Origin of the sequence: Klebsiella sp. CN_Kp091 (assembly GCF_040065095.1) — a bacterium.
Lineage (GTDB): Bacteria > Pseudomonadota > Gammaproteobacteria > Enterobacterales > Enterobacteriaceae > Klebsiella > Klebsiella aerogenes.
Genome location: NZ_JBEAIO010000049.1, coordinates 519,711 through 538,123, shown reverse-complemented (window position 1 = coordinate 538,123; position 18,413 = coordinate 519,711). Strand labels below are relative to the sequence as shown.

The following is an 18,413-nucleotide window of genomic DNA, read 5'->3' as shown; positions in this document are numbered from 1 at the left end:
GCCTAAGACCGGGCCACTGGCAAATGGCATCTTGAAATAAGCCCCTACCGCAAGTAACATTTAAATAACATATCTTATCGCAGCTGTGTTCTGCATCGCGTCCACGAATGACCAGCGGACGTCACTATTCTGGAAGTTAAGATGGACATTAAACAGCTGAAATATCTGATCGCGCTCGATCAGACGCGCCATTTCGGCCAGGCCGCGGCGGCCTGCCATATCACCCAACCGACGCTTTCAATGCGCATTCGCAACCTGGAAGACGAACTTAATCTCACGCTGATTCAGCGCGGCCAACGCTTCGAAGGCTTCACCCCGGAAGGGGAACGCATCCTCGCCTGGGCGCGGGCGCTACTGGCTGCGCACGACGGCCTGGCGGCTGAAGCGGCGATTTGTCGCGGCCAGATGGTGGGCCAGTTACGCGTAGGCATGGTGCCGTTAGCCAGCCTGAACCCGATGCAATTGATCAAACCGCTGGCGGAAAAATACCCAGAACTGCAGTTCAGTCTGCTGTCGATGACCTCTGAGCAAATTATTGACGGCGTCAGCCGCAACCAGCTCGATCTTGGCATCTGCTATTTGCACCACGTCGATAGCGAATTATTTAACGTCACCTGGCTGCCGAAAACGCGAATGGGCCTGCTGCATGACAGTCGCCATTTCCAGTTTGACGCAGGCATACCCGAGTGGGAGACATTAGCGGGGCTACCGCTCGGTTTCCTTACCAAGGGAATGTATTATCGTGAATCGATCGAAATGAGCTTCAAAGCCAAAGGGTTAACGCCGAAATATGTCTTTGAAAGCGATTCGACATTTCAGATAATCCAGGCGGTACAGGCCGGGATCTGTTGCGCCATCATGCCGCTCAATAACGGCCTGGAAGCGCTGAGCGACAATCTGGCGATTATTCCCATCGCGGAAACCGAAGTAGATTCCACGCTTGCGCTCATCATGCGCAATCAGGAGCCGGTGTCGTCGCTGGCGGAAAAATGTTTCGCCGATGCACAGGCGATCTTTAGCGAAACGCCGCACACTTAATCGGCGGCAAAATGTTGTTGCATGAAATCGAGCCAGACGCGAGATCGGGCGGGTAAAAAATGGCGTTCGCGATACAGCGCCACGAGATGTAGCGGCGCCGGCGGTAGCTCCAGTTCAATCACCTTTAATTGACCTGAGGCGATAAACGGGCGGCAAGCCTGTTCAGCAAGGATGGCGAAACCCACGCCAGCGACGGCGGCATAAAGGGCGATCTCTCCGCTATTCACCCGAAAGTGGGCCTGGACGTTCACTTTTTTAAACACGTTCCGTGCGGTTATGAATTGCCAGGCTTGCCCCTTCAGCGCGCTGACGGTGGTGATACAGGGAAGCGAGGCAAGCTGCTCGCAACGTACTGGTTGGCCGTATTTTTCTAACAGAGAAGGTGCTGCGACAACACAGCAGGGAAATGTCGCTAACGGCCTGGCGATATAGCTGGCATCATCCATCTTGCCACGAACGATGGCGACGGCAATGTCAATATCCTCTTTAAGCGCGTCGGCTCCGGCAAGGCTGACCACACAGCTTACTTCAATGTTGGGATAACGCATGGCGAACTGCGCCAGCAGGGGGCCAAAAATCGTCGGTCCAATCTCGTTGGGCAGACATAAGCGCAACAGTCCTTCAGGATCGGCCTGCTGTTGAGTCAAGGCCGCTTCGGTTGCCGCGAGCTGATCGAGCAGGGGGCGCATACTATTAAAAAATGCCTGTCCGGCATCGGTGAGATGCATGTGTCTGGTGCTGCGCTGGATAAGCCGCAATTGCAGTTTTTCTTCCAGTTGAGAAATCTGGCGACTGACATTTGACGATGGCATACGTAACGCCCGCGCCGCGCCGCTGAAACTGCCATTTTCCACGACATTCACAAACAGCCGTAGTGCATTCAAATCCAGTTTACTCACTGCTGATTATCCCATTTTTGATAATTAACCCGCCCATTTTTACCGCCTTATGCGCATTTTTACTAGCCGATAAACTGACGCTTCCCCTAATGAGAGGAAGTGTAATGACCATAAATCTACGGCGAATGGGCGCGATCATCGCTTTTATCCAATTTACCAACGCGCTCGAATATATGATTTTCAATCCGCTATTTGTCTACATGGCGCCAACTTTTCAGGTGCCGGTGAGCTGGGCAGGTTATGTCAGCGGTATTTACACGCTCGCATCGGTCGTTTCTGGTATTGGGGCATGGCGCCTGGTGGGAAGGCTAAATCCGCGAACGTTTCTACTGGTTAATATGGCGTTACTGGGAGTGTTAACGCTGATGGTTCTGGCTACCCAGCACTTCATATTGTTGCTGATACTGCGTTTTTTGGCCGGGCTCCTCGGCGGGATGACGATGGGGGTGGCCAGCAGTTTACTGATCAACGCGGCGGACCAGCAACACCGCGCGCGCTTATTGGCGACGGTCATCTCTGCCTTTTCGCTAGTCAGTATTATCGGCATGCCCGCCATGTTGTTTCTCTGCGAACGTTTCGGTTGGCAGACCGCGCCGGCATTGATTGGCGTTCTTTGCCTGCTGGCGCTATTCATGATCCACCTTGGCCTGCCGAAGACTTCCGGCGGCGCAGGCTCTGGTACAAAGATACGCATCACGCCAACGATGCTGTTATTCGCCAGCGGCAATGCGTTAACCCAATTTAGCCCGATGCTGTTACTGCCGATCCTGGTGCCTTTGCTGATGGGTAATATGCAGGCAAGCAGTGAAGCGCTACCGTGGTTATTCTTTCTCGGCGGGATCGCGGGATTCGCGGCAACAAAGTTTAGCGGCAGTCTATGTCAACGCTTTGGCGGCTATCGGCTGAGCCTGGCGGCAACCGCAGTTTTTATCATCAGTTTGCTGATGGTGCTTTGGCTGGACGGTGCGAGCTGGCTGTTCATGATTGCCTTCCTGGGAGCATCTTATAGCCGGCTGGTTGCCTCCTCGGCGGTGGCGATTCGGTTCCCGGACGATAACTGGCGAGCGGGATTTACCACTCTGCAAGGCGGTTTCATGTCATTCAGTACCGCGCTTGCTTTTATGCTCTGCTCACTGTGGCTGGCCGATGGCGAGATGAGTCGGCAGGCGTCTACTGGCTTGATTGCATTTAGCGGAGTTAGCGCCTTGCTGCAGCCATGTTTACTGCGCTATCAAGAAAAAATACTCGTACGCAACGCCGCCGAACGGGCGCCCGGCGGCGTTAGTGAGGTTTAAATATTCTCCAGGCGAATTCCCCGGGTTCTTGGCCCAAATACGCCTACCGACAACATGACCATCAACATACTGGCGACGATAAAGCTAATCACTCCCGGGGTACCGGCATATTGCAGGATCACACCAATCATAATACTGGTGACCGCGGTAGACAGACGGCTAAAGGAGTAGCAAAAACCTACCGCCCGAGCGCGGATGTGGGTCGGGAACACTTCGGCCTGATAGGCGTGATAGCTGATGGTGAGCCAGGCATTAGACCAGGTGATCATAAAGCCACAGATAACCAGCAGTACTGGGTTATTTTGTAAAGCGAACAGTGTGCCGAAGATCACCGTCATCAGCGCTGACAGGACAATTTGCCATTTGTTTTCAAAACGATGGACAAAACGAGTGCAGAACAGGCAACCAAGCGGATAGGCAAGGGTGATAAAGAAGGCGTACAGCAGGCTGTGGGTAATGCTGGCACCCTGGCCGGAAAGCAGCGCGGGCAGCCAGTTACCGAAACCAAAGAAGCCGATGGCCTGGAAAAAGTTCATCACCATTAACATGAGGGTACGTTGCCGGTACTGCGGCGCCCAAATTTCTTTAAAATTACCGCGCTGCGGCGGCGCTACCGCCGACGTGGCAGGGCGTCGGGAAGGCGATAAACCGCAGCGCTTTTCCATTTCACACATCACCCGGTGCGCGTCATCGTGGCGGCCTTTGCTTTCCAGCCAGCGGGCGGATTCCGGCAGCTTTTTACGGATGACCCAAATGACCAATGAACACAGGGCGCCAAGAATAATCACCCAACGCCAGCCGCTCAGGCCGAGGATGGTCATTGGCACCAGTAGCCAGGACATCAGCGCGACCGTCGGGACCGAGAGAAACTGAATAAAGAAGGCGTAGGCGAAGGCTTTATTACGTAAATGCGTCGGCATCCACTCACTGAGATAAGTATCAATTGTTACCAGTTCAATCCCCAGGCCGACCCCGACCAGGAAACGAAAGAAAATGACCCCTTCAGCGCTATTTTGTAGCGCCATAATCAGCGAAAAGATGCCATACCATGCCAGCGCGAACATAAAGGTCAGGCGGCGTCCGAGCCTGTCCGCGAGCGGCGCGAGCAGACTGGCTCCGATAAACAACCCCATAAAGGTCGAGGAAGCGAAGGCTGCCTGATCGGCAATACCGAATACCCCGTCTTTTCCGGTATGAAAAATATTCTCGGCGAGCAGGCCAGTGCTGATATAACCGGTCTGGAACAGGTCGTAGAGTTCGAAAAAACCGCCTAATGCCAGCAGGGTGATAAAAGACCAAAGACTGGGCGAGGAGGGCAAAGCGTCGATACGCGCGGTTAAGCTGTCGGGATGTTGTCCTGGCGGGCTAAAGGAGGCCTCGCCGAGAACCTGGGTGGTAGACATATTATTATTTTCCTCAGGAGAAATGTTTGCCTGCTAATGTTAATTGGTTGTTAATGGTTTTAAATTTTTAATTGTTAGCGGCATCACGATTTAACAGTCAGAAATCATGCTTAATGCGTTTATGGATGGCGAATATGCTGGTTTTTTGCCTGGAGTCACGGCGGAATTGAAGTAAACGACCGGCGATAGAAATCAGAATAAGTGAAATGGTATCGGTGGCGAATATCACCTACATTTGCAGCGTGTACTCTGTGCATTTAAAGGAAAAGATCATGTTAAAGCGTCAGGTAGTGAAAGCGACATTGGCTATGGTGCTGTCGCTAACAATGGCCGCGGCACCGGCGCTTGCTAATCCCGGAAACGGTAATGGCAACGGTGGTCATGGTAATAGCGGCAACCATGGCAATAGTGGCAACCATGGAGACAAAAGCAACAATGGCCATAGCGCCAGCCAAAGCGATAACGCCGCAGGCAAGGGACAGCGTAAGAACTACGGCAAACCGGATCACGTCAACAGTGATATCAGCTATACCACTGCTCGCGCGCTGGCGGTGAACTATGGTTTAACCGGCTATCAGGCGCTGCCTCCGGGGATTGCGAAAAATCTTGCACGAGGAAAACCATTACCTCCGGGCATCGCTAAAAAAGCGGTGCCCGCCTCGATGCTCAACCAATTACCTTATTATCCTGGCTATGAGTGGCGGGTCGTTGGTGACGATCTGGTACTGATTGCGCTGAGTACCGCTGTGGTCACCGCGATTATTAATAACGTATTTGATTAAACCTGAAGCCCCCGGCGTTGCCGGGGGACTGGAGTGCCGTTATTCCTGATACAGCGCCAAAGCCTTTATTGACTTGGCAGAGGCAATATTACTGAGTTGCGCTTGAAAATCGTCATTGATGGCTGAGTGTAAATTACCAGCAAGGGTGTCTGCCGATTGCACATTCCAGCCGGTTCCCAGCAGGCTCAACGATTCGTGCTTGTTCTTATAATATTCACTATCAATATTCAGAGCGGTGCCTTTAATCCCAAGGCAAGCGCCTACCAGATGGTGATGAAAACGGGTACTAATCATCTCACCATCAGCCTGAACCGGGATACCTCTATGCCAGACATGCGAGAAAGGATAAAACTCAATATCAGGGATGGCCTTCTGCAGTTCGACAAATGCCGTGTTGTCGGCGCCTGGAATAGCTTCTATATAACCTATTTTCTTGCCGCATTGATGCTGTTGCTGAAGGTAATCGGCAACCTGGGAAACAAGTTTTTGAAATATATCGTCTTCAGAGAGTTCATTCTGAATGCAGCATAAAATATCCGGCAGATCGGGGCTATCGTTTTTGTATACCACATCCAGGTCATAACCCAGGAACACATCGTCCTGAGTATTTTCAACCGCAAATCGACTGGCAGTAGCAGGATCGCGAACGGAAAAGTAATCAAAAGAGGTTATCGCATCGTTAAAAATTTCGGCGGCAAGGAACTCTTCGTGCGGGTAAATGCTGATGCCGGTAGCAATCGTTTTAGCATGAGAGACCTGTTTTAACGCCTGGCAAGCGAACAGGATGGCATAGTTTTCCTTCCAGTTGGCATTGATATAGCCGCCGCCGAGTATGTGAACAATATCAGCCGAGCGTAAAATATCGATATTCAGGTCAATATCAGGAGAACCATAATCCTTAATAAGACTGGCGGTTTTATGATTTATATCCTTAAGATCGTTGACGGAACGCCAGCATATTTTCCACAGAGTATTAATGGCTTTGAAATTTGGGTGATATTTCATAAACAACGATTGCACGTTACCCGGTTCAGGGGTATCAAGCCAAACTTCATACTGTGGATAATTTTTATAAAGGAAAGATAGCCAAGTGGCGGTGATTAATTCATCGCCATAATTTGGTCTTCCGGAACATGAAACCAAATAAACTCTCTTGCTCATACCGTTTCCTTTATGTAGTTGTGTAAATTTGCTTAAATTATGATGGTATTTCGTACAGATAAATAAATAATGCGAATATTTAAGATGTTAATATAAATAACGTTTATCGTATAGGTATGTAGTCTGATTTGGTGATGTGGGTGGCACAATGTTCACGATAAGAGTTGTATGATGGCGGTCTGACGCATGGGCAGCCGACACGATTGTGCGCTGTGACTCCTCTGACGAGAGACGTTAAACGAGAGCAAATCTAAACCAAACCTCACTGACGGGCTTACGGAGCTTTACTCCCGGCAAGTCACGTCTATACTAAGCACAACTTCACACAGGAGAGATATGTTGGACAGTCACCCTTATTTAAACATCAAGGCAAACTGACGCTATCTATTCTGCGCTGTTTGCCAACCGGCAGGCAGCAATCCTTTCCCGAACCCGATTGCCTCCTGAGAACTGGAATTCGCTTTTTTGCGAGGTAATTCATCATGCTATTGTTTTTTTACGCACTGTTCCCTCCGCCTTTGACGCGGTAATACACGCTCACACAGGCCCTTAAGGCTATCTCACTGCGGTTTAGCAAACTACGTAGGGATATTTACTGCGTGGAATTGGTGAGTGTGAAAAATAATATCTAGCTATGCATGATTTATTTATGCAGGGACAACCACATCTAAATTTGGGGATGAATCATGACTGACATGAAATTAGAAAACCGGAATACCAACCGGTCTGCGTCAGAAAATGATAAGCAGCATAAAAAGAGCTTTGCGATTGAAACGGAGGCCTTTAATAGCCCGGATCACACGCTGTCGCGTTTAAATAGCAGTCGGCAGGGGCTAACGACCGCCGATGCGCTGGAGCGGCTGGAAGACTATGGCCGTAACGAAGTGGCACGAGAAACCGCGCCGCCGTTTTTTATTCAATTACTGCAGGCATTTAATAACCCGTTTATTTACGTGCTGATGGCGCTGGCGGCGGTCAGTTTTATTACCGATTACTGGCTACCGCTGCGTAACGGTGAAGAGACCGATCTTACCGGCGTCATTATTATCCTGACGATGGTAAGTTTGAGCGGTTTATTACGCTTCTGGCAGGAGTTCAGGACCAACAAAGCCGCGCAGGCGCTGAAATCCATGGTCCGTACCACCGCAACGGTACTGCGCCGCGGGCCGGGCAATATTGGCCCCAGCCAGGAGGAAATACCCATAGAAGAGCTGGTGCCGGGAGATATTATATTTCTTGCCGCAGGCGATCTGGTGCCGGCAGATGTTCGTCTGCTGGAATCACGGGACCTCTTTGTCAGTCAGTCTATTCTTAGCGGTGAATCACTACCGGTAGAAAAATATGATCTCATGGCCAGCGTGTCGGGTAAATGCAGCGATCGTTTACCGACGCCGGATAAAAATAACAGTCTGTTAGAGATGGGTAATATCTGTCTGATGGGGACGAACGTTACCAGCGGTAGAGCGCAGGCGGTAGTGGTGGCGACCGGCGACCGAACCTGGTTTGGCTCACTGGCAAAATCGATCGTCGGCACCCGTACGCAGACCGCCTTCGATCGCGGCGTGAATAGCGTCAGCTGGTTGTTAATTCGCTTCATGCTGATCATGGTACCGATCGTGTTGTTGATTAACGGCTTCAGTAAAGGTGATTGGGTGGAAGCCTCGCTTTTCGCCCTGGCGGTGGCGGTCGGTTTAACGCCGGAAATGTTACCCATGATCGTCAGTTCGAATCTGGCGAAGGGCGCGATCGCCATGTCGCGACGCAAAGTGATCGTTAAGCGTCTCAATGCCATTCAAAACTTCGGCGCAATGGATGTGCTGTGTACGGATAAAACCGGCACTCTGACCCAGGATAATATCATCCTTGAGCATCATCTCGACGTCGGCGGCGCGGAAAGCAATCGGGTATTAATGCTGGCGTGGCTGAATAGCAGCAGCCAAAGCGGGGCGCGCAATCTGATGGATAGAGCCGTGCTTCGTTATGGAGAAGGACGGCTGGCGCCGACGGAAAAAGAGCGCTTTGTGAAGCTCGATGAACTGCCGTTCGATTTTGTTCGTCGCCGCGTATCGGTCTCGGTGGAAGATAGCCGCTATGGCGATAAGAGCCTGATTTGCAAAGGGGCGGTTGAAGAGATGCTCGAAGCCGCGACCCATATCCGTGAGGGCGACAAGGTCGTTGAACTGGACGCGCTGCGCCGGGAACTACTGCTGACGAAAACCGAAGATTATAACGCTCAGGGCTTCCGGGTATTGCTGGTCGCTACCCGCAAGCTGGATGATGCCGCGCTAAGCGTTCCGCTCACTGCCGCCGATGAACAGGGGCTCACTGTCGAAGGCATGTTGACGTTCCTCGACCCGCCGAAGGAAAGCGCGGGCAAAGCCATTACCGCACTGCGTGATAACGGTGTCGCGGTTAAGGTGCTTACCGGTGATAACCCGGTCGTAACGGCGCGGATTTGTCTTGAAGTGGGTATTGATGCGCACGACATTCTCACCGGCCAACAGGTTGAGTCAATGACTGACCGTCAGCTTCAGCAGGAGGTGGAGAAACGCGCGGTGTTCGCCAAACTGACGCCGCTGCAGAAGTCGCGCATTCTGCAGATGCTACAGAAAAATGGCCATACCGTTGGTTTTCTGGGCGATGGCATTAATGACGCTCCGGCGCTGCGCGATGCCGATGTGGGTATTTCCGTCGATAGCGCGGCGGATATCGCGAAGGAGTCATCGGATATTATTCTGCTGGAAAAAGACCTGATGGTGCTGGAAGAGGGCGTTATTAAAGGACGTGAGACCTTTGGCAACATTATTAAATACCTGAACATGACCGCCAGCTCCAACTTCGGCAACGTGTTTTCGGTGTTAGTCGCCAGCGCCTTTATCCCGTTCCTGCCGATGCTGGCTATTCATCTGCTGATCCAGAATCTGATGTACGACATCTCACAGCTGTCGCTGCCGTGGGACAAAATGGATAAGGAATTTTTGCGTAAACCGCGCAAGTGGGATGCGAAGAACATTGGCCGCTTTATGCTGTGGATTGGCCCCACATCGTCGATATTCGATATCACCACCTTTGCTCTGATGTGGTACGTCTTCGCCGCCAATCATGTTGAGGCGCAGGCGCTGTTCCAGTCCGGCTGGTTTATCGAAGGGCTGCTGTCGCAGACGCTGGTGGTGCATATGTTGAGGACGCAGAAAATACCGTTCATCCAAAGCCGCGCGACGCTCCCTGTATTGCTCACCACCGCCGCTATTATGGCCATCGGCATTTATATCCCATTCTCGCCGCTTGGCGCCATGGTGGGGCTTGAGCCGCTGCCGCTAAGTTATTTCCCGTGGTTGGTTGCCACGCTGCTGAGCTACTGCCTGGTGGCGCAGGGTATGAAACGTTTCTATATCAAGCGCTTCGGCCAGTGGTTCTGATGACAAAAAGGAGGATGACGATGAATCGTTCACCGGAGGATCTCATCGCCTGGATGTTTTTACTGGCCGGTTTGCTGGTACTGGCGCTGGCGATACGGCAAATCTTTGAATAGCGGAGGGGACTATGCGCAAAACGTCGTTAGACCCAATCTTTATCCAGGCTGTGTTGATGATGGTGGTGATAGTCTTACTCACCGTCTGGATTAGGTAGTTTAAGGCCCGGGGCATTATTGCTCCGGGCATGATGTAACGTCCCTTCGGTATTCGCTCTGGCGCCTGCAACATGGCAAAAGACACTTCCCACGACGATTAGCTCAATAATGGTAGAGCTTCGAGCATATTCTTCAGGTTTAAGGCATCCCAGGGCAAGTGTTCGGCGACGGTGAGCCCCACCGGTTTGGCCTGCACGGCGGCCTTGTGGATAAGGTTAACCACTTCGTCAATTGTTAGTTTCCCTTCTGCGACGTCGCCAAAATCGTGTACGCCGCGCCCCGGTCGGGCAAACAGCACCGCGCGAAACAGGGCCGGGTCGAGGACATCCAGATCGAGATGGACGGCAAGGTACTCAATACCTTCCCGCGCAATCCACTCGTCTATTGCTTGAGGATGTTGGCGTAGTTCTGCCGGGCTCAAGGTCGTAATACCGTGTTCGCTGATAAACTGCCTTTCAATATCCAGCGGGCTATGGATCCCGGCAATAAGGGCTTTGCCAGGCGATAAGGGCTTTCTGACCACGTGGGTTAGTTCCACGTCGCCATTGCCCATTAACGCCCCAAGAACGTGGGCATGGGCATGTGGGTACTGCTGGGGCGTCATGACGTCAGGGTGAGAATCAATCCATAACACCCCCAATTTATCGCCATATTTTTCCGCAAGCCAGGCAAAAGGAGCCAGAGAGACCAGGCAATCACCCCCTAAGGTGACGATGGTCTCTGGCTGATTTCGCGTGATTTTGTCTTGTGCCTCAAGCAACTGTTCAACGATCGCCCGGCGGCCGACAATACCTTCTTCATTTGCCAGTTCAGCGTCTGTGGGTTCAGGTACGCTGATTTCCAGAACGACGCCTTGCGCTGGGGGCGCCAGCCAGGCCAGTAGCTGCGAACCGAAAAAGTAGGGCGGATTGTTACCGCCTTGCCACTGCGGGAAAAGTAAACGCAGACTGGCTTGGGTATTTGGCATCATGGTTCTCCTCATATTTATCATGGTAAATGAACGAACGTTCATTCATTTATAATGAAGCGCACAGTCGGTGATGGCAAGTAAAAATGGTTATTTACCCTAACATTAGGTTGCTAGCCAAAAAGCGGTTGAAGCAGGTAGAATTGCCCATCGCCGGAGGTAGTTGAAATGTTAAATAATTCAGAAACGTACCATAAGCTGATTGTCGCCGCGGCGGCGTGCTTTGCCGAAAAAGGATTTAATGGAACCAGCGTGCGCGAAATTGCACTGCGCGCAGGTATTAGCCTCGGCGCGATGTACACCTACTTCAAAGGCAAAGATGAACTCATTGAGGCGATTATCCTTGAAGAGCAAAAATCGGCATTAGCTAAGCATCAGGAGCGCTTCGAAGGTTCCCATTTTGCGCAGATTTGCGCCTTAGCCGTTTCCTGTATAGAAGAAGTGGGGTATCCCTCTTCGCATCAGCTGTGGGTGGAAATTATTGCGGAATCGGCAAGAAAGCCGGCGCTGCGGCAGATTTTCGTCAAAAGCGACAGGATTATGCGCGACGGAATGGCACAGATTATTGCTCAAGGAATTGCCGCAGGCGAGCTCAGCCCACACGTTAACGTCGAAGAAGCAACGCTTACCATCTTTGCGTTCATCGATGGCCTGATTGGCCGTAAAGCGATGAATCCCGCATTTAGCGTGGCTACGGATCTGCCGCATTTTGACAACGTCATGGCGGCCATTCTCGATAAAAATAGCGCCAGTGAATCGCATGCCACAGTACGCTGATTTCTGTTTTAGCGCCGTGATGGCCCAACGGGCGGCAAAAGAAAATCTCACCCTTGATGCCGACCAGCTCGCGTTGGTCGCCAACTTGCAAACGCTGAGCCAGCAGTTATTCCGGCAGCAAACGGCAATACAAGGATTGTACGTCTGGGGGCGAACCGGGCGCGGGAAGAGCTTTATTCTCGATAGTTTCTTTGCCAGCTTGCCGCTGCGTGAAAAGCGGCGGGTGCATTTTCATCACTTTTTCCGCGAGCTCCATCAGCGGCTGAACGCCTCTTCGGCGCCGCGATTGCCGCAAGTTGTCGCGCAAATGACCGACAACTGTCGTCTGCTCTGTTTTGATGAGTTTCATCTTCATGACCCGGCTGATGCGATGTTGATAAAGGTGCTACTGGAGCATTTGTTCGCGCGAAATATCGTCTTATTAGCGACTTCCAATTATCCGCCCGACCGTTTGCTGGCGAATCCGCTTTATCACGAACGGTTTTTGCCTTCCATTAACCTCATTAAACACCATATGAGGGTAACGGCGCTAAACGGCGAACAGGATTATCGCGAGCGACATACCTCGCTGGAGAATGATTTCTGCCGGGGGAAGCTGCTGGAACAGCCAACTCTCAGCACCCGCGCGGCGCTCGGATTGCCGGATATTGCCCAGCAGGCGCAGACTCTGGAGGTGGGTTACCGGACCTTGCAAACGGCATCGCAAGGCAGCGCTTTTTTACATTTCACTTTCGACCAGCTCTGCCTTGCGCCTACCTCGGTCATGGATTACCTGACGCTATGTGAGCAGCATAAGAACTGGCTCGTCGAGAATGTTCCACCGTTGGGGCGAGTTAGCCCTGCGGCGCAGCAGCGTTTTATCAACGTGGTGGATATCTTGTATGAAAAGCAGTGCCGCTTAATATTAATTACCGATTGCGGGCTGGAAACACTGGTGGCGGATGTGGAGCTGGATGATATTCAACGCACCTTTAGTCGGTTACAGCAGCTCGCGCGGGAAGCATAAAAAAAGCGCCTCTCGATAATGAGCGGCGCTTTAACCGAGTAACCTGCCGCCGGATATTCACCGGCGGGCAGGGGAATTACAGATCGAAGCGGTCCAGATTCATCACTTTCGTCCACGCGGCAACGAAATCCGTGACGAATTTCTGTTGCGCATCGGCGCAGGCATAGACTTCGGCCAACGCGCGCAGGACCGAGTTAGAACCGAACACCAGATCGACGCGAGTGGCGGTATATTTCTCTTCGCCGCTCTTACGGTCGCGACCGGTAAACAGCTCCGCCTGATCATCAGCGGCTTTCCAGACCGTGCCCATATCCAGCAGGTTGACGAAGAAATCAGTGCTGAGGACGCCGACGCGATCGGTGAAGACGCCATGTTGGCTGCCATCGAAGTTAGCGCCCAACACGCGCAGGCCGCCGACCAGCGCCGTCATTTCCGGCGCCGTCAGGGTGAGCTGCTGCGCCTTATCGATCAGCAGCGTTTCCGTCGACACTCCGCCTTCGATGCGACGGTAATTACGGAAACCGTCGGCTAGCGGCTGCAGCAGATCCATTGCTTCAACATCGGTCTGATCCTGGCGCGCATCAACGCGACCCGGCGCGAATGGCACGTTTACGCGAACGCCGGCAGCGGCAGCGGCTTGCTCAACTCCCACGACGCCCGCCAGAACAATGATATCTGCCAACGAAGCTTTACCGGATGCTTTCTGGATTGCCTGTAGCGTTGGCAGCACTTTGCTGGCAATGGCATTTACCGGCCATTCTCTCTGTGGCAGCAGGGCCAGACGCGCGCCGTTAGCGCCGCCGCGCTTGTCACCGCCGCGGAAGGTTGAGGCGGAAGCCCAGGCAACGGAGACCAGTTCGCTAACCGACAGGCCTGAATCCGCAATGGCCGTTTTCAATGTGGCGATATCGGAGGCGGTTGGGTTATGTGTCGGTGCCGGTAATGGATCCTGCCAAATCAGATCTTCTTTTGGCACTTCCGGGCCGAGATAACGGGATTTTGGCCCCATATCACGGTGAATCAGCTTAAACCAGGCACGTGCGAAGGCTTCGTTGAAGGCCTGCGGATCGTTCAGGAAACGGCGTGAGATTTTGCCGAATTCCGGGTCGAAGCGCAGCGTCAGGTCCGTTACCAGCATCGTCGGTTTACGTTTTTTATTCGGATCAAACGGATCGGGAATAATCTCCGGCGCATCTTTCGCTTCAAACTGAATTGCGCCCGCCGGGCTGCGCGTCTGCACCCATTCATATTTGAACAGGTTCTCGAAGAAGTAGTTGCTCCATTGGGTCGGGGTTTGCGTCCATACCACTTCCAGACCCGAAGTGATAGCGTCCGCGCCTACACCGCTGCCGTAAGTACTGCTCCAGCCGAGACCCTGAGATTCCAGCGGGGCGGCTTCTGGTTCTGGGCCAACGTGGCTTGCCGGTGCGGCGCCGTGCGTTTTACCCAGCGTATGGCCGCCGGCGATCAGCGCGACGATTTCTTCATCGTCCATCGCCATATTGCCGAAGGTCGCGCGAATGGCTGCCGCAGCGGAAAGCGGATCGCCGCTGGCGTTAGGGCCTTCCGGGTTAACATAGATCAGACCCATTTCGGTGGCGCCCAGTGCTTGTTTTTCCAGGCTTTCCGGGTGGCGGTGTTTCAGCCACTCTTTCTCATCGCCCCAGTCAACGTCGAGGTCCGGTTCCCACACGTCTTCACGCCCTGCGCCGAAACCGAAGGTACGGAAGCCGGCGTTTTCTAATGCGACGTTACCCGCCAGCATATACAGGTCGGCCCAGGAAATTTTCTGACCGTATTTTTGTTTTACCGGCCACAGCAGGCGACGGGCTTTATCAAGGCTGACGTTATCCGGCCAGGAGTTAAGCGGAGCGAAACGCTGCTGCCCGCGACCCGCGCCGCCGCGGCCATCAACGGTACGGTAGGTCCCCGCGCCGTGCCACGCCATGCGAATAAACAGGCCAATGTAGCTACCCCAATCGGCGGGCCACCACTCCTGGGAGTCGGTCAGCAGTGCGCGAAGGTCGGCTTTTAATGCGGAGTAGTCGAGCTTTTTAAACTCTTCCCGATAGTTGAAGTTTTCACCCAGCGGGTTAGAACGGTTGGAGTGCTGATTCAGCAGGTCAACACGAAGTTGGTTGGGCCACCAATCACGGTTAGCGGTACCGCTGCCGGCGCTTTGCTTCGGCGTCTCGGCGTGGAAAGGGCATTTCCCTGCGGATGGGTTGTTAGTGGGATCATTTGACGTGCTCATATCAGGCTCCGTTTGCTTTTGTGAATGCCATTACGATATACACTGCTACCAATAAGCGATATTTGAATGAGTCTACGGATTTAATAGCTTTTACCGTTCAACAAACATAAATAAAACCAGCGTTTTATTGTGTGTAATCGGCGAAATTCAAAACCACACCTTTAAACATAGTCGTAACGCAGCGGTAAAGGAAACGTTATGATGCGTTAACCGCTACGGATCGCTAATTGTTTGAGATATGACAATTTTACTGCGATGAAAGGATTAGCGTTGCCAGTCAAGCGGAGTGCCGAAAACGCCGGTAAACCCAAACGGTCGGGAAAGGCGAAATGGTTGTCGACCGAACGGGAATAAGCTAATACTTAGACACCATGTGACTGGCGCTAAAGACAGAATACTGTTGGGGAGCATGGTCAAGTACGCCGCGCGCCTGGGCATTACCCCTATCTGGAGATAAGTTATGCCTGAATTAGCTTCATTATCGGCTTTTGCCGCGGTGGCGTTGGGGTTGGTGTTAACGCCTGGCCCCAACATGATGTACCTCACTTCACGGTCGATTTGCCAGGGAAAACGCGCCGGCTTTATATCTCTTGCTGGCGTTGCGGTGGGATTTTTCTGTTATATGCTGTGCGCCGCTTTTGGCATAACCGCGCTGGTTTTCGCCGTACCCTATGCCTACGATGCGTTGCGAATTTGCGGAGTGGCTTATTTACTCTATTTAGCGTGGCAGGCGATTAAACCCGGCGGGCGGCCGATTTTCGCGGTACGCGACTTACCGGCAGATAGCGGGCGTAAGCTGTTTCTGATGGGCTTTCTTACCAGCCTGGCGAATCCTAAAGTGGCTATTATGTATTTGTCTTTGCTGCCGCAGTTTATCACCCCCGGACTCGGCAGCGTGCTGAGTCAGTCGCTCATACTAGGCTGCACCCAGGCGCTAATAAGCGTGGCGGTAAACGGACTTATTATTATGCTGGCCGGGCAGGTGGCGCTTTTTCTTGGGCGGCGGCCGGGCTGGCAACAATTTCAACGTTGGCTGATGGCGACGGTACTTGCCGGAATGGCCGTGAAAATAGCTTTTGAGGCCAGAAAATAACCGTTGCTGGCAAACCCCGCATGCTTATGCCTTTCTCAACCGGAGAAAGGCATCTCACGTTCTAACATACTGATACATTTCTGCCAGTTCATTAGCAACCTTTCTGTAGGGCTAATGCGTCAATAAAGCTATTCTTCCCCGCCTTTATTTTTTGTGCTTTCCAGTGACGCAGGTAAATTGCCGCCAATGCCCCTATTGAGAGATGAGATCCGCGACCACTCGGCAGAAGAGATGCTGTTTATCCGCCGCGCCGTTATTGCTTTCCTGTTGGTGGTGGTTTGCTTTGGCGTGTTGATTTTCAATCTCTACCATCTCCAGGTAGAGCAGCACGATTTTTATCAGACTCGTTCCAATCAAAACGACATTAAAATGCTGCCGATCGCGCCAAGCCGGGGGCTGATTTTCGACCGCAACGGTATTCCGCTGGTGCAAAATATCACCCTGTATCGCCTGCAGGTGATCCCCAGCAAGATTGCCGATATGTCGGCGCTGCTCCAGGCGTTAAGCCCGATTGTCGACCTGACGGCGGATGATATCGCCAGTTTCCGCGACGATATGCACCACAATAGCCGCTATAAAGAAGTGACGCTGAAATCCGATCTTACCGATGTGGAAGTGGCGCGCTTCGCGGTCAACGAATTCCGTTTTCCTGGCGTCACCGTCGAGAGCTACCAGCAGCGAAGTTATCCTTATGGCGCGGAACTGGCGCACGTCGTCGGTTACGTTTCTAAAATTAACGATAACGATTTGCAACGGCTGGCGAAAAACGGCGAAGCAGAAAACTACGCGGCTGACCGCAATATCGGCAAACAGGGAATTGAAGGCTATTACGAAAAAGAACTACACGGCACCACTGGTTATCAGGAAGTCGAGGTAGACAATCATGGCCGCGTTGTTCGCCTGTTGAAAGAAGTCCCGCCGGTCGCCGGCAAAAATATCTATCTGACGCTCGACCTGCATTTGCAGCAGTATATTGAGTCGGTCCTGAAGGGCCAGCGCGCCGCGGTCGTGGCCGTCGATCCGCGCGATGGCGGCGTACTGGCGATGGTCTCCAGCCCCAGCTATGACCCTAATCCCTTCGTTAAGGGGATTGGTTACCAGGCTTACAAATCACTGCTCGATAACCAGGATCGCCCGCTCATTAACCGCGTCACTCAGGGCTTGTATCCCCCGGCTTCTACGGTCAAGCCGTATATGGCGCTCTCAGCCCTTTCTGCCGGGGTGATCACGCCAAATACCACCTTCTTTGGCGCACCGACCTGGACGTTACCCGGTACTCAGCGCCGCTATCGCGACTGGTTAAAAACGGGGCACGGCATGTTGAACGTGACCAAAGCGATTGAAGAGTCGGCGGATACGTTCTTCTACCAGGTCGCTTTTGAAATGGGCATCGATCGCATACACGAGTGGTTGAGTAAGTTCGGCTACGGACAATCGACCGGCATCGATCTCAATGAAGAATACGCCGGGGTTTTGCCGAGCCGCGAATGGAAACAGCGGGTCCATAAAAAACCGTGGTATCAGGGCGATACGATTTCCGTCGGTATCGGCCAAGGCTACTGGATCGCCACTCCTATTCAAATGGTGAAAGCGCTGACCACCCTAATCAACAACGGCAAGGTACAAAACCCGCATCTTTTGTATTCAATGAAGCAGGGGAATAAGGTCGAACGCTTCCAGCAGCCGGCCAATTTACCGCAGGTTGGCGACCCGAAATCGCCATACTGGGGGATTGTCCGCAACGGTATGTATGGCATGGCGAACCTGCCGAACGGGACGGGATATAAGCTGTTCCATACCGCGCCGTACCAGATTGCGGCGAAATCCGGGACCTCGCAGGTATTTAGCCTGAAGGAGAATCAAACCTACAATGCCAAAATGATCCCGGTGCGTCTGCGCGACCACATTTTTTATACCCTGTTTGCGCCGTATCAGCATCCGAAGGTGGCGATGGCGCTCATTCTCGAAAATGGCGGCGGCGATGGCGTTGTCGCCGGCCCGACGGCGCGCGCGATTCTCGACCATATCTTCGACCCGGCGAATGCGCCAGCTGCGGATAGCGCACAAAGCAACGTACCGCAGGTCGAAAGCGCCGATGCGCAGTGAC

General features: G+C 52.8%; 15 protein-coding genes and 1 riboswitch. Of the genes, 10 read left to right on the top strand and 5 right to left on the bottom strand.

Annotation, left to right across the window (positions count from 1 at the left end):
- The first annotated feature begins 141 nt into the window (after nt 1-141).
- A complete protein-coding gene (locus tag ABLV17_RS23175) occupies nt 142-1,038 on the top strand; it encodes a LysR family transcriptional regulator (protein ID WP_087859606.1) in 897 nt (298 codons plus the stop codon).
- Here ABLV17_RS23175 and ABLV17_RS23170 read toward each other — a convergent pair.
- Nucleotides 1,035-1,937 carry a LysR family transcriptional regulator gene (locus ABLV17_RS23170; RefSeq protein ID WP_308958718.1) on the bottom strand — a complete coding sequence of 301 codons (903 nt, stop codon included), beginning with the start codon at nt 1,935-1,937 and terminating at the stop codon, nt 1,035-1,037. The genes ABLV17_RS23175 and ABLV17_RS23170 overlap by 4 nt on opposite strands.
- 104 nt (nt 1,938-2,041) lie before the next feature.
- Here ABLV17_RS23170 and ABLV17_RS23165 point away from each other — a divergent pair, with 104 nt between their 5' ends.
- Nucleotides 2,042-3,232: an MFS transporter gene (locus tag ABLV17_RS23165; RefSeq protein WP_348854694.1), complete on the top strand. Its 1,191-nt coding sequence runs from the start codon at nt 2,042-2,044 to the stop codon at nt 3,230-3,232.
- Here the strand turns inward: ABLV17_RS23165 and ABLV17_RS23160 are convergent.
- Complete coding sequence (locus ABLV17_RS23160; RefSeq protein WP_348854693.1) at nt 3,229-4,635, bottom strand: MFS transporter; 1,407 nt, start codon at nt 4,633-4,635, stop codon at nt 3,229-3,231. The genes ABLV17_RS23165 and ABLV17_RS23160 overlap by 4 nt on opposite strands.
- Nucleotides 4,636-4,907: 272 nt before the next feature.
- On the opposite strand from ABLV17_RS23160, the gene ABLV17_RS23155 reads away from it, so the two are divergent.
- Nucleotides 4,908-5,417 carry an anti-virulence regulator CigR family protein gene (locus ABLV17_RS23155; protein ID WP_308958720.1) on the top strand — a complete coding sequence of 170 codons (510 nt, stop codon included), beginning with the start codon at nt 4,908-4,910 and terminating at the stop codon, nt 5,415-5,417.
- Nucleotides 5,418-5,456: 39 nt separating this feature from the next.
- Here the strand turns inward: ABLV17_RS23155 and ABLV17_RS23150 are convergent, their stop codons facing one another.
- On the bottom strand, nt 5,457-6,578 hold the full coding sequence (locus ABLV17_RS23150) for a polysaccharide pyruvyl transferase family protein (protein ID WP_348854691.1): 1,122 nt from the start codon (nt 6,576-6,578) through the stop codon (nt 5,457-5,459).
- Between the two features lie 686 nt (nt 6,579-7,264).
- Between ABLV17_RS23150 and mgtA the strand changes: the two genes are divergently transcribed.
- The 3 genes from mgtA to mgtU are packed head-to-tail and all read left to right on the top strand — an operon-like array spanning nt 7,265 to nt 10,208.
- Entirely contained in the window at nt 7,265-9,997 is a 2,733-nt protein-coding gene (gene mgtA, locus ABLV17_RS23145) for a magnesium-translocating P-type ATPase (RefSeq protein WP_308958721.1), read from the top strand.
- A 20-nt stretch (nt 9,998-10,017) separates the two neighbouring features.
- A complete protein-coding gene (gene mgtR, locus ABLV17_RS23140) occupies nt 10,018-10,110 on the top strand; it encodes a protein MgtR (protein ID WP_020078726.1) in 93 nt (30 codons plus the stop codon).
- A gap of 11 nt (nt 10,111-10,121) precedes the next feature.
- Entirely contained in the window at nt 10,122-10,208 is an 87-nt protein-coding gene (gene mgtU / locus ABLV17_RS23135) for a magnesium transporter protection protein MgtU (protein WP_257880777.1), read from the top strand.
- 98 nt (nt 10,209-10,306) lie between these two features.
- Here mgtU and ABLV17_RS23130 read toward each other — a convergent pair whose 3' ends face one another.
- Nucleotides 10,307-11,176: an arginase family protein gene (locus ABLV17_RS23130; protein WP_308958726.1), complete on the bottom strand. Its 870-nt coding sequence runs from the start codon at nt 11,174-11,176 to the stop codon at nt 10,307-10,309.
- A gap of 168 nt (nt 11,177-11,344) precedes the next feature.
- On the opposite strand from ABLV17_RS23130, the gene ABLV17_RS23125 reads away from it, so the two are divergent.
- The gene (locus tag ABLV17_RS23125; protein WP_308958722.1) at nt 11,345-11,953 is read left to right on the top strand and encodes a TetR/AcrR family transcriptional regulator; all 609 of its coding nucleotides are present in this window, start codon (nt 11,345-11,347) and stop codon (nt 11,951-11,953) included.
- Nucleotides 11,937-12,959: a cell division protein ZapE gene (gene zapE, locus ABLV17_RS23120; protein ID WP_308958723.1), complete on the top strand. Its 1,023-nt coding sequence runs from the start codon at nt 11,937-11,939 to the stop codon at nt 12,957-12,959. Before ABLV17_RS23125 ends, zapE begins: the two co-directional genes overlap by 17 nt.
- A gap of 76 nt (nt 12,960-13,035) precedes the next feature.
- Here the strand turns inward: zapE and katG are convergent, their stop codons facing one another.
- Nucleotides 13,036-15,213 carry a catalase/peroxidase HPI gene (gene katG / locus ABLV17_RS23115; RefSeq protein WP_087859614.1) on the bottom strand — a complete coding sequence of 726 codons (2,178 nt, stop codon included), beginning with the start codon at nt 15,211-15,213 and terminating at the stop codon, nt 13,036-13,038.
- Between the two features lie 363 nt (nt 15,214-15,576).
- Nucleotides 15,577-15,656: riboswitch (ZMP/ZTP riboswitch) on the top strand.
- 17 nt (nt 15,657-15,673) lie between these two features.
- Here katG and ABLV17_RS23110 point away from each other — a divergent pair.
- Together ABLV17_RS23110 and mrdA are read left to right on the top strand one after the other, a co-directional pair.
- Nucleotides 15,674-16,306: a LysE family translocator gene (locus tag ABLV17_RS23110; RefSeq protein ID WP_087859615.1), complete on the top strand. Its 633-nt coding sequence runs from the start codon at nt 15,674-15,676 to the stop codon at nt 16,304-16,306.
- A gap of 186 nt (nt 16,307-16,492) precedes the next feature.
- Nucleotides 16,493-18,412, top strand: a complete 1,920-nt coding sequence (gene mrdA / locus ABLV17_RS23105) for a penicillin-binding protein 2 (protein ID WP_183269073.1) — start codon at nt 16,493-16,495, stop codon at nt 18,410-18,412.
- The last annotated feature ends 1 nt before the right edge of the window (nt 18,413 follow it).

Bases quoted from the DNA above. Each gene is read 5' to 3' on its own strand.
- ABLV17_RS23160 (WP_348854693.1), bottom strand. From the start codon at position 4,635: ATGTCTACCACCCAGGTTCTCGGCGAGGCCTCCTTTAGCCCGCCAGGA.
- ABLV17_RS23165 (WP_348854694.1), top strand. From the start codon at position 2,042: ATGACCATAAATCTACGGCGAATGGGCGCGATCATCGCTTTTATCCAA.
- ABLV17_RS23110 (WP_087859615.1), top strand. From the start codon at position 15,674: ATGCCTGAATTAGCTTCATTATCGGCTTTTGCCGCGGTGGCGTTGGGG.
- ABLV17_RS23125 (WP_308958722.1), top strand. From the start codon at position 11,345: ATGTTAAATAATTCAGAAACGTACCATAAGCTGATTGTCGCCGCGGCG.
- ABLV17_RS23175 (WP_087859606.1), top strand. From the start codon at position 142: ATGGACATTAAACAGCTGAAATATCTGATCGCGCTCGATCAGACGCGC.
- ABLV17_RS23130 (WP_308958726.1), bottom strand. From the start codon at position 11,176: ATGCCAAATACCCAAGCCAGTCTGCGTTTACTTTTCCCGCAGTGGCAA.
- mrdA (WP_183269073.1), top strand. From the start codon at position 16,493: ATGCCCCTATTGAGAGATGAGATCCGCGACCACTCGGCAGAAGAGATG.
- katG (WP_087859614.1), bottom strand. From the start codon at position 15,213: ATGAGCACGTCAAATGATCCCACTAACAACCCATCCGCAGGGAAATGC.
- mgtR (WP_020078726.1), top strand. From the start codon at position 10,018: ATGAATCGTTCACCGGAGGATCTCATCGCCTGGATGTTTTTACTGGCC.
- mgtU (WP_257880777.1), top strand. From the start codon at position 10,122: ATGCGCAAAACGTCGTTAGACCCAATCTTTATCCAGGCTGTGTTGATG.
- mgtA (WP_308958721.1), top strand. From the start codon at position 7,265: ATGACTGACATGAAATTAGAAAACCGGAATACCAACCGGTCTGCGTCA.
- zapE (WP_308958723.1), top strand. From the start codon at position 11,937: ATGCCACAGTACGCTGATTTCTGTTTTAGCGCCGTGATGGCCCAACGG.
- ABLV17_RS23155 (WP_308958720.1), top strand. From the start codon at position 4,908: ATGTTAAAGCGTCAGGTAGTGAAAGCGACATTGGCTATGGTGCTGTCG.
- ABLV17_RS23150 (WP_348854691.1), bottom strand. From the start codon at position 6,578: ATGAGCAAGAGAGTTTATTTGGTTTCATGTTCCGGAAGACCAAATTAT.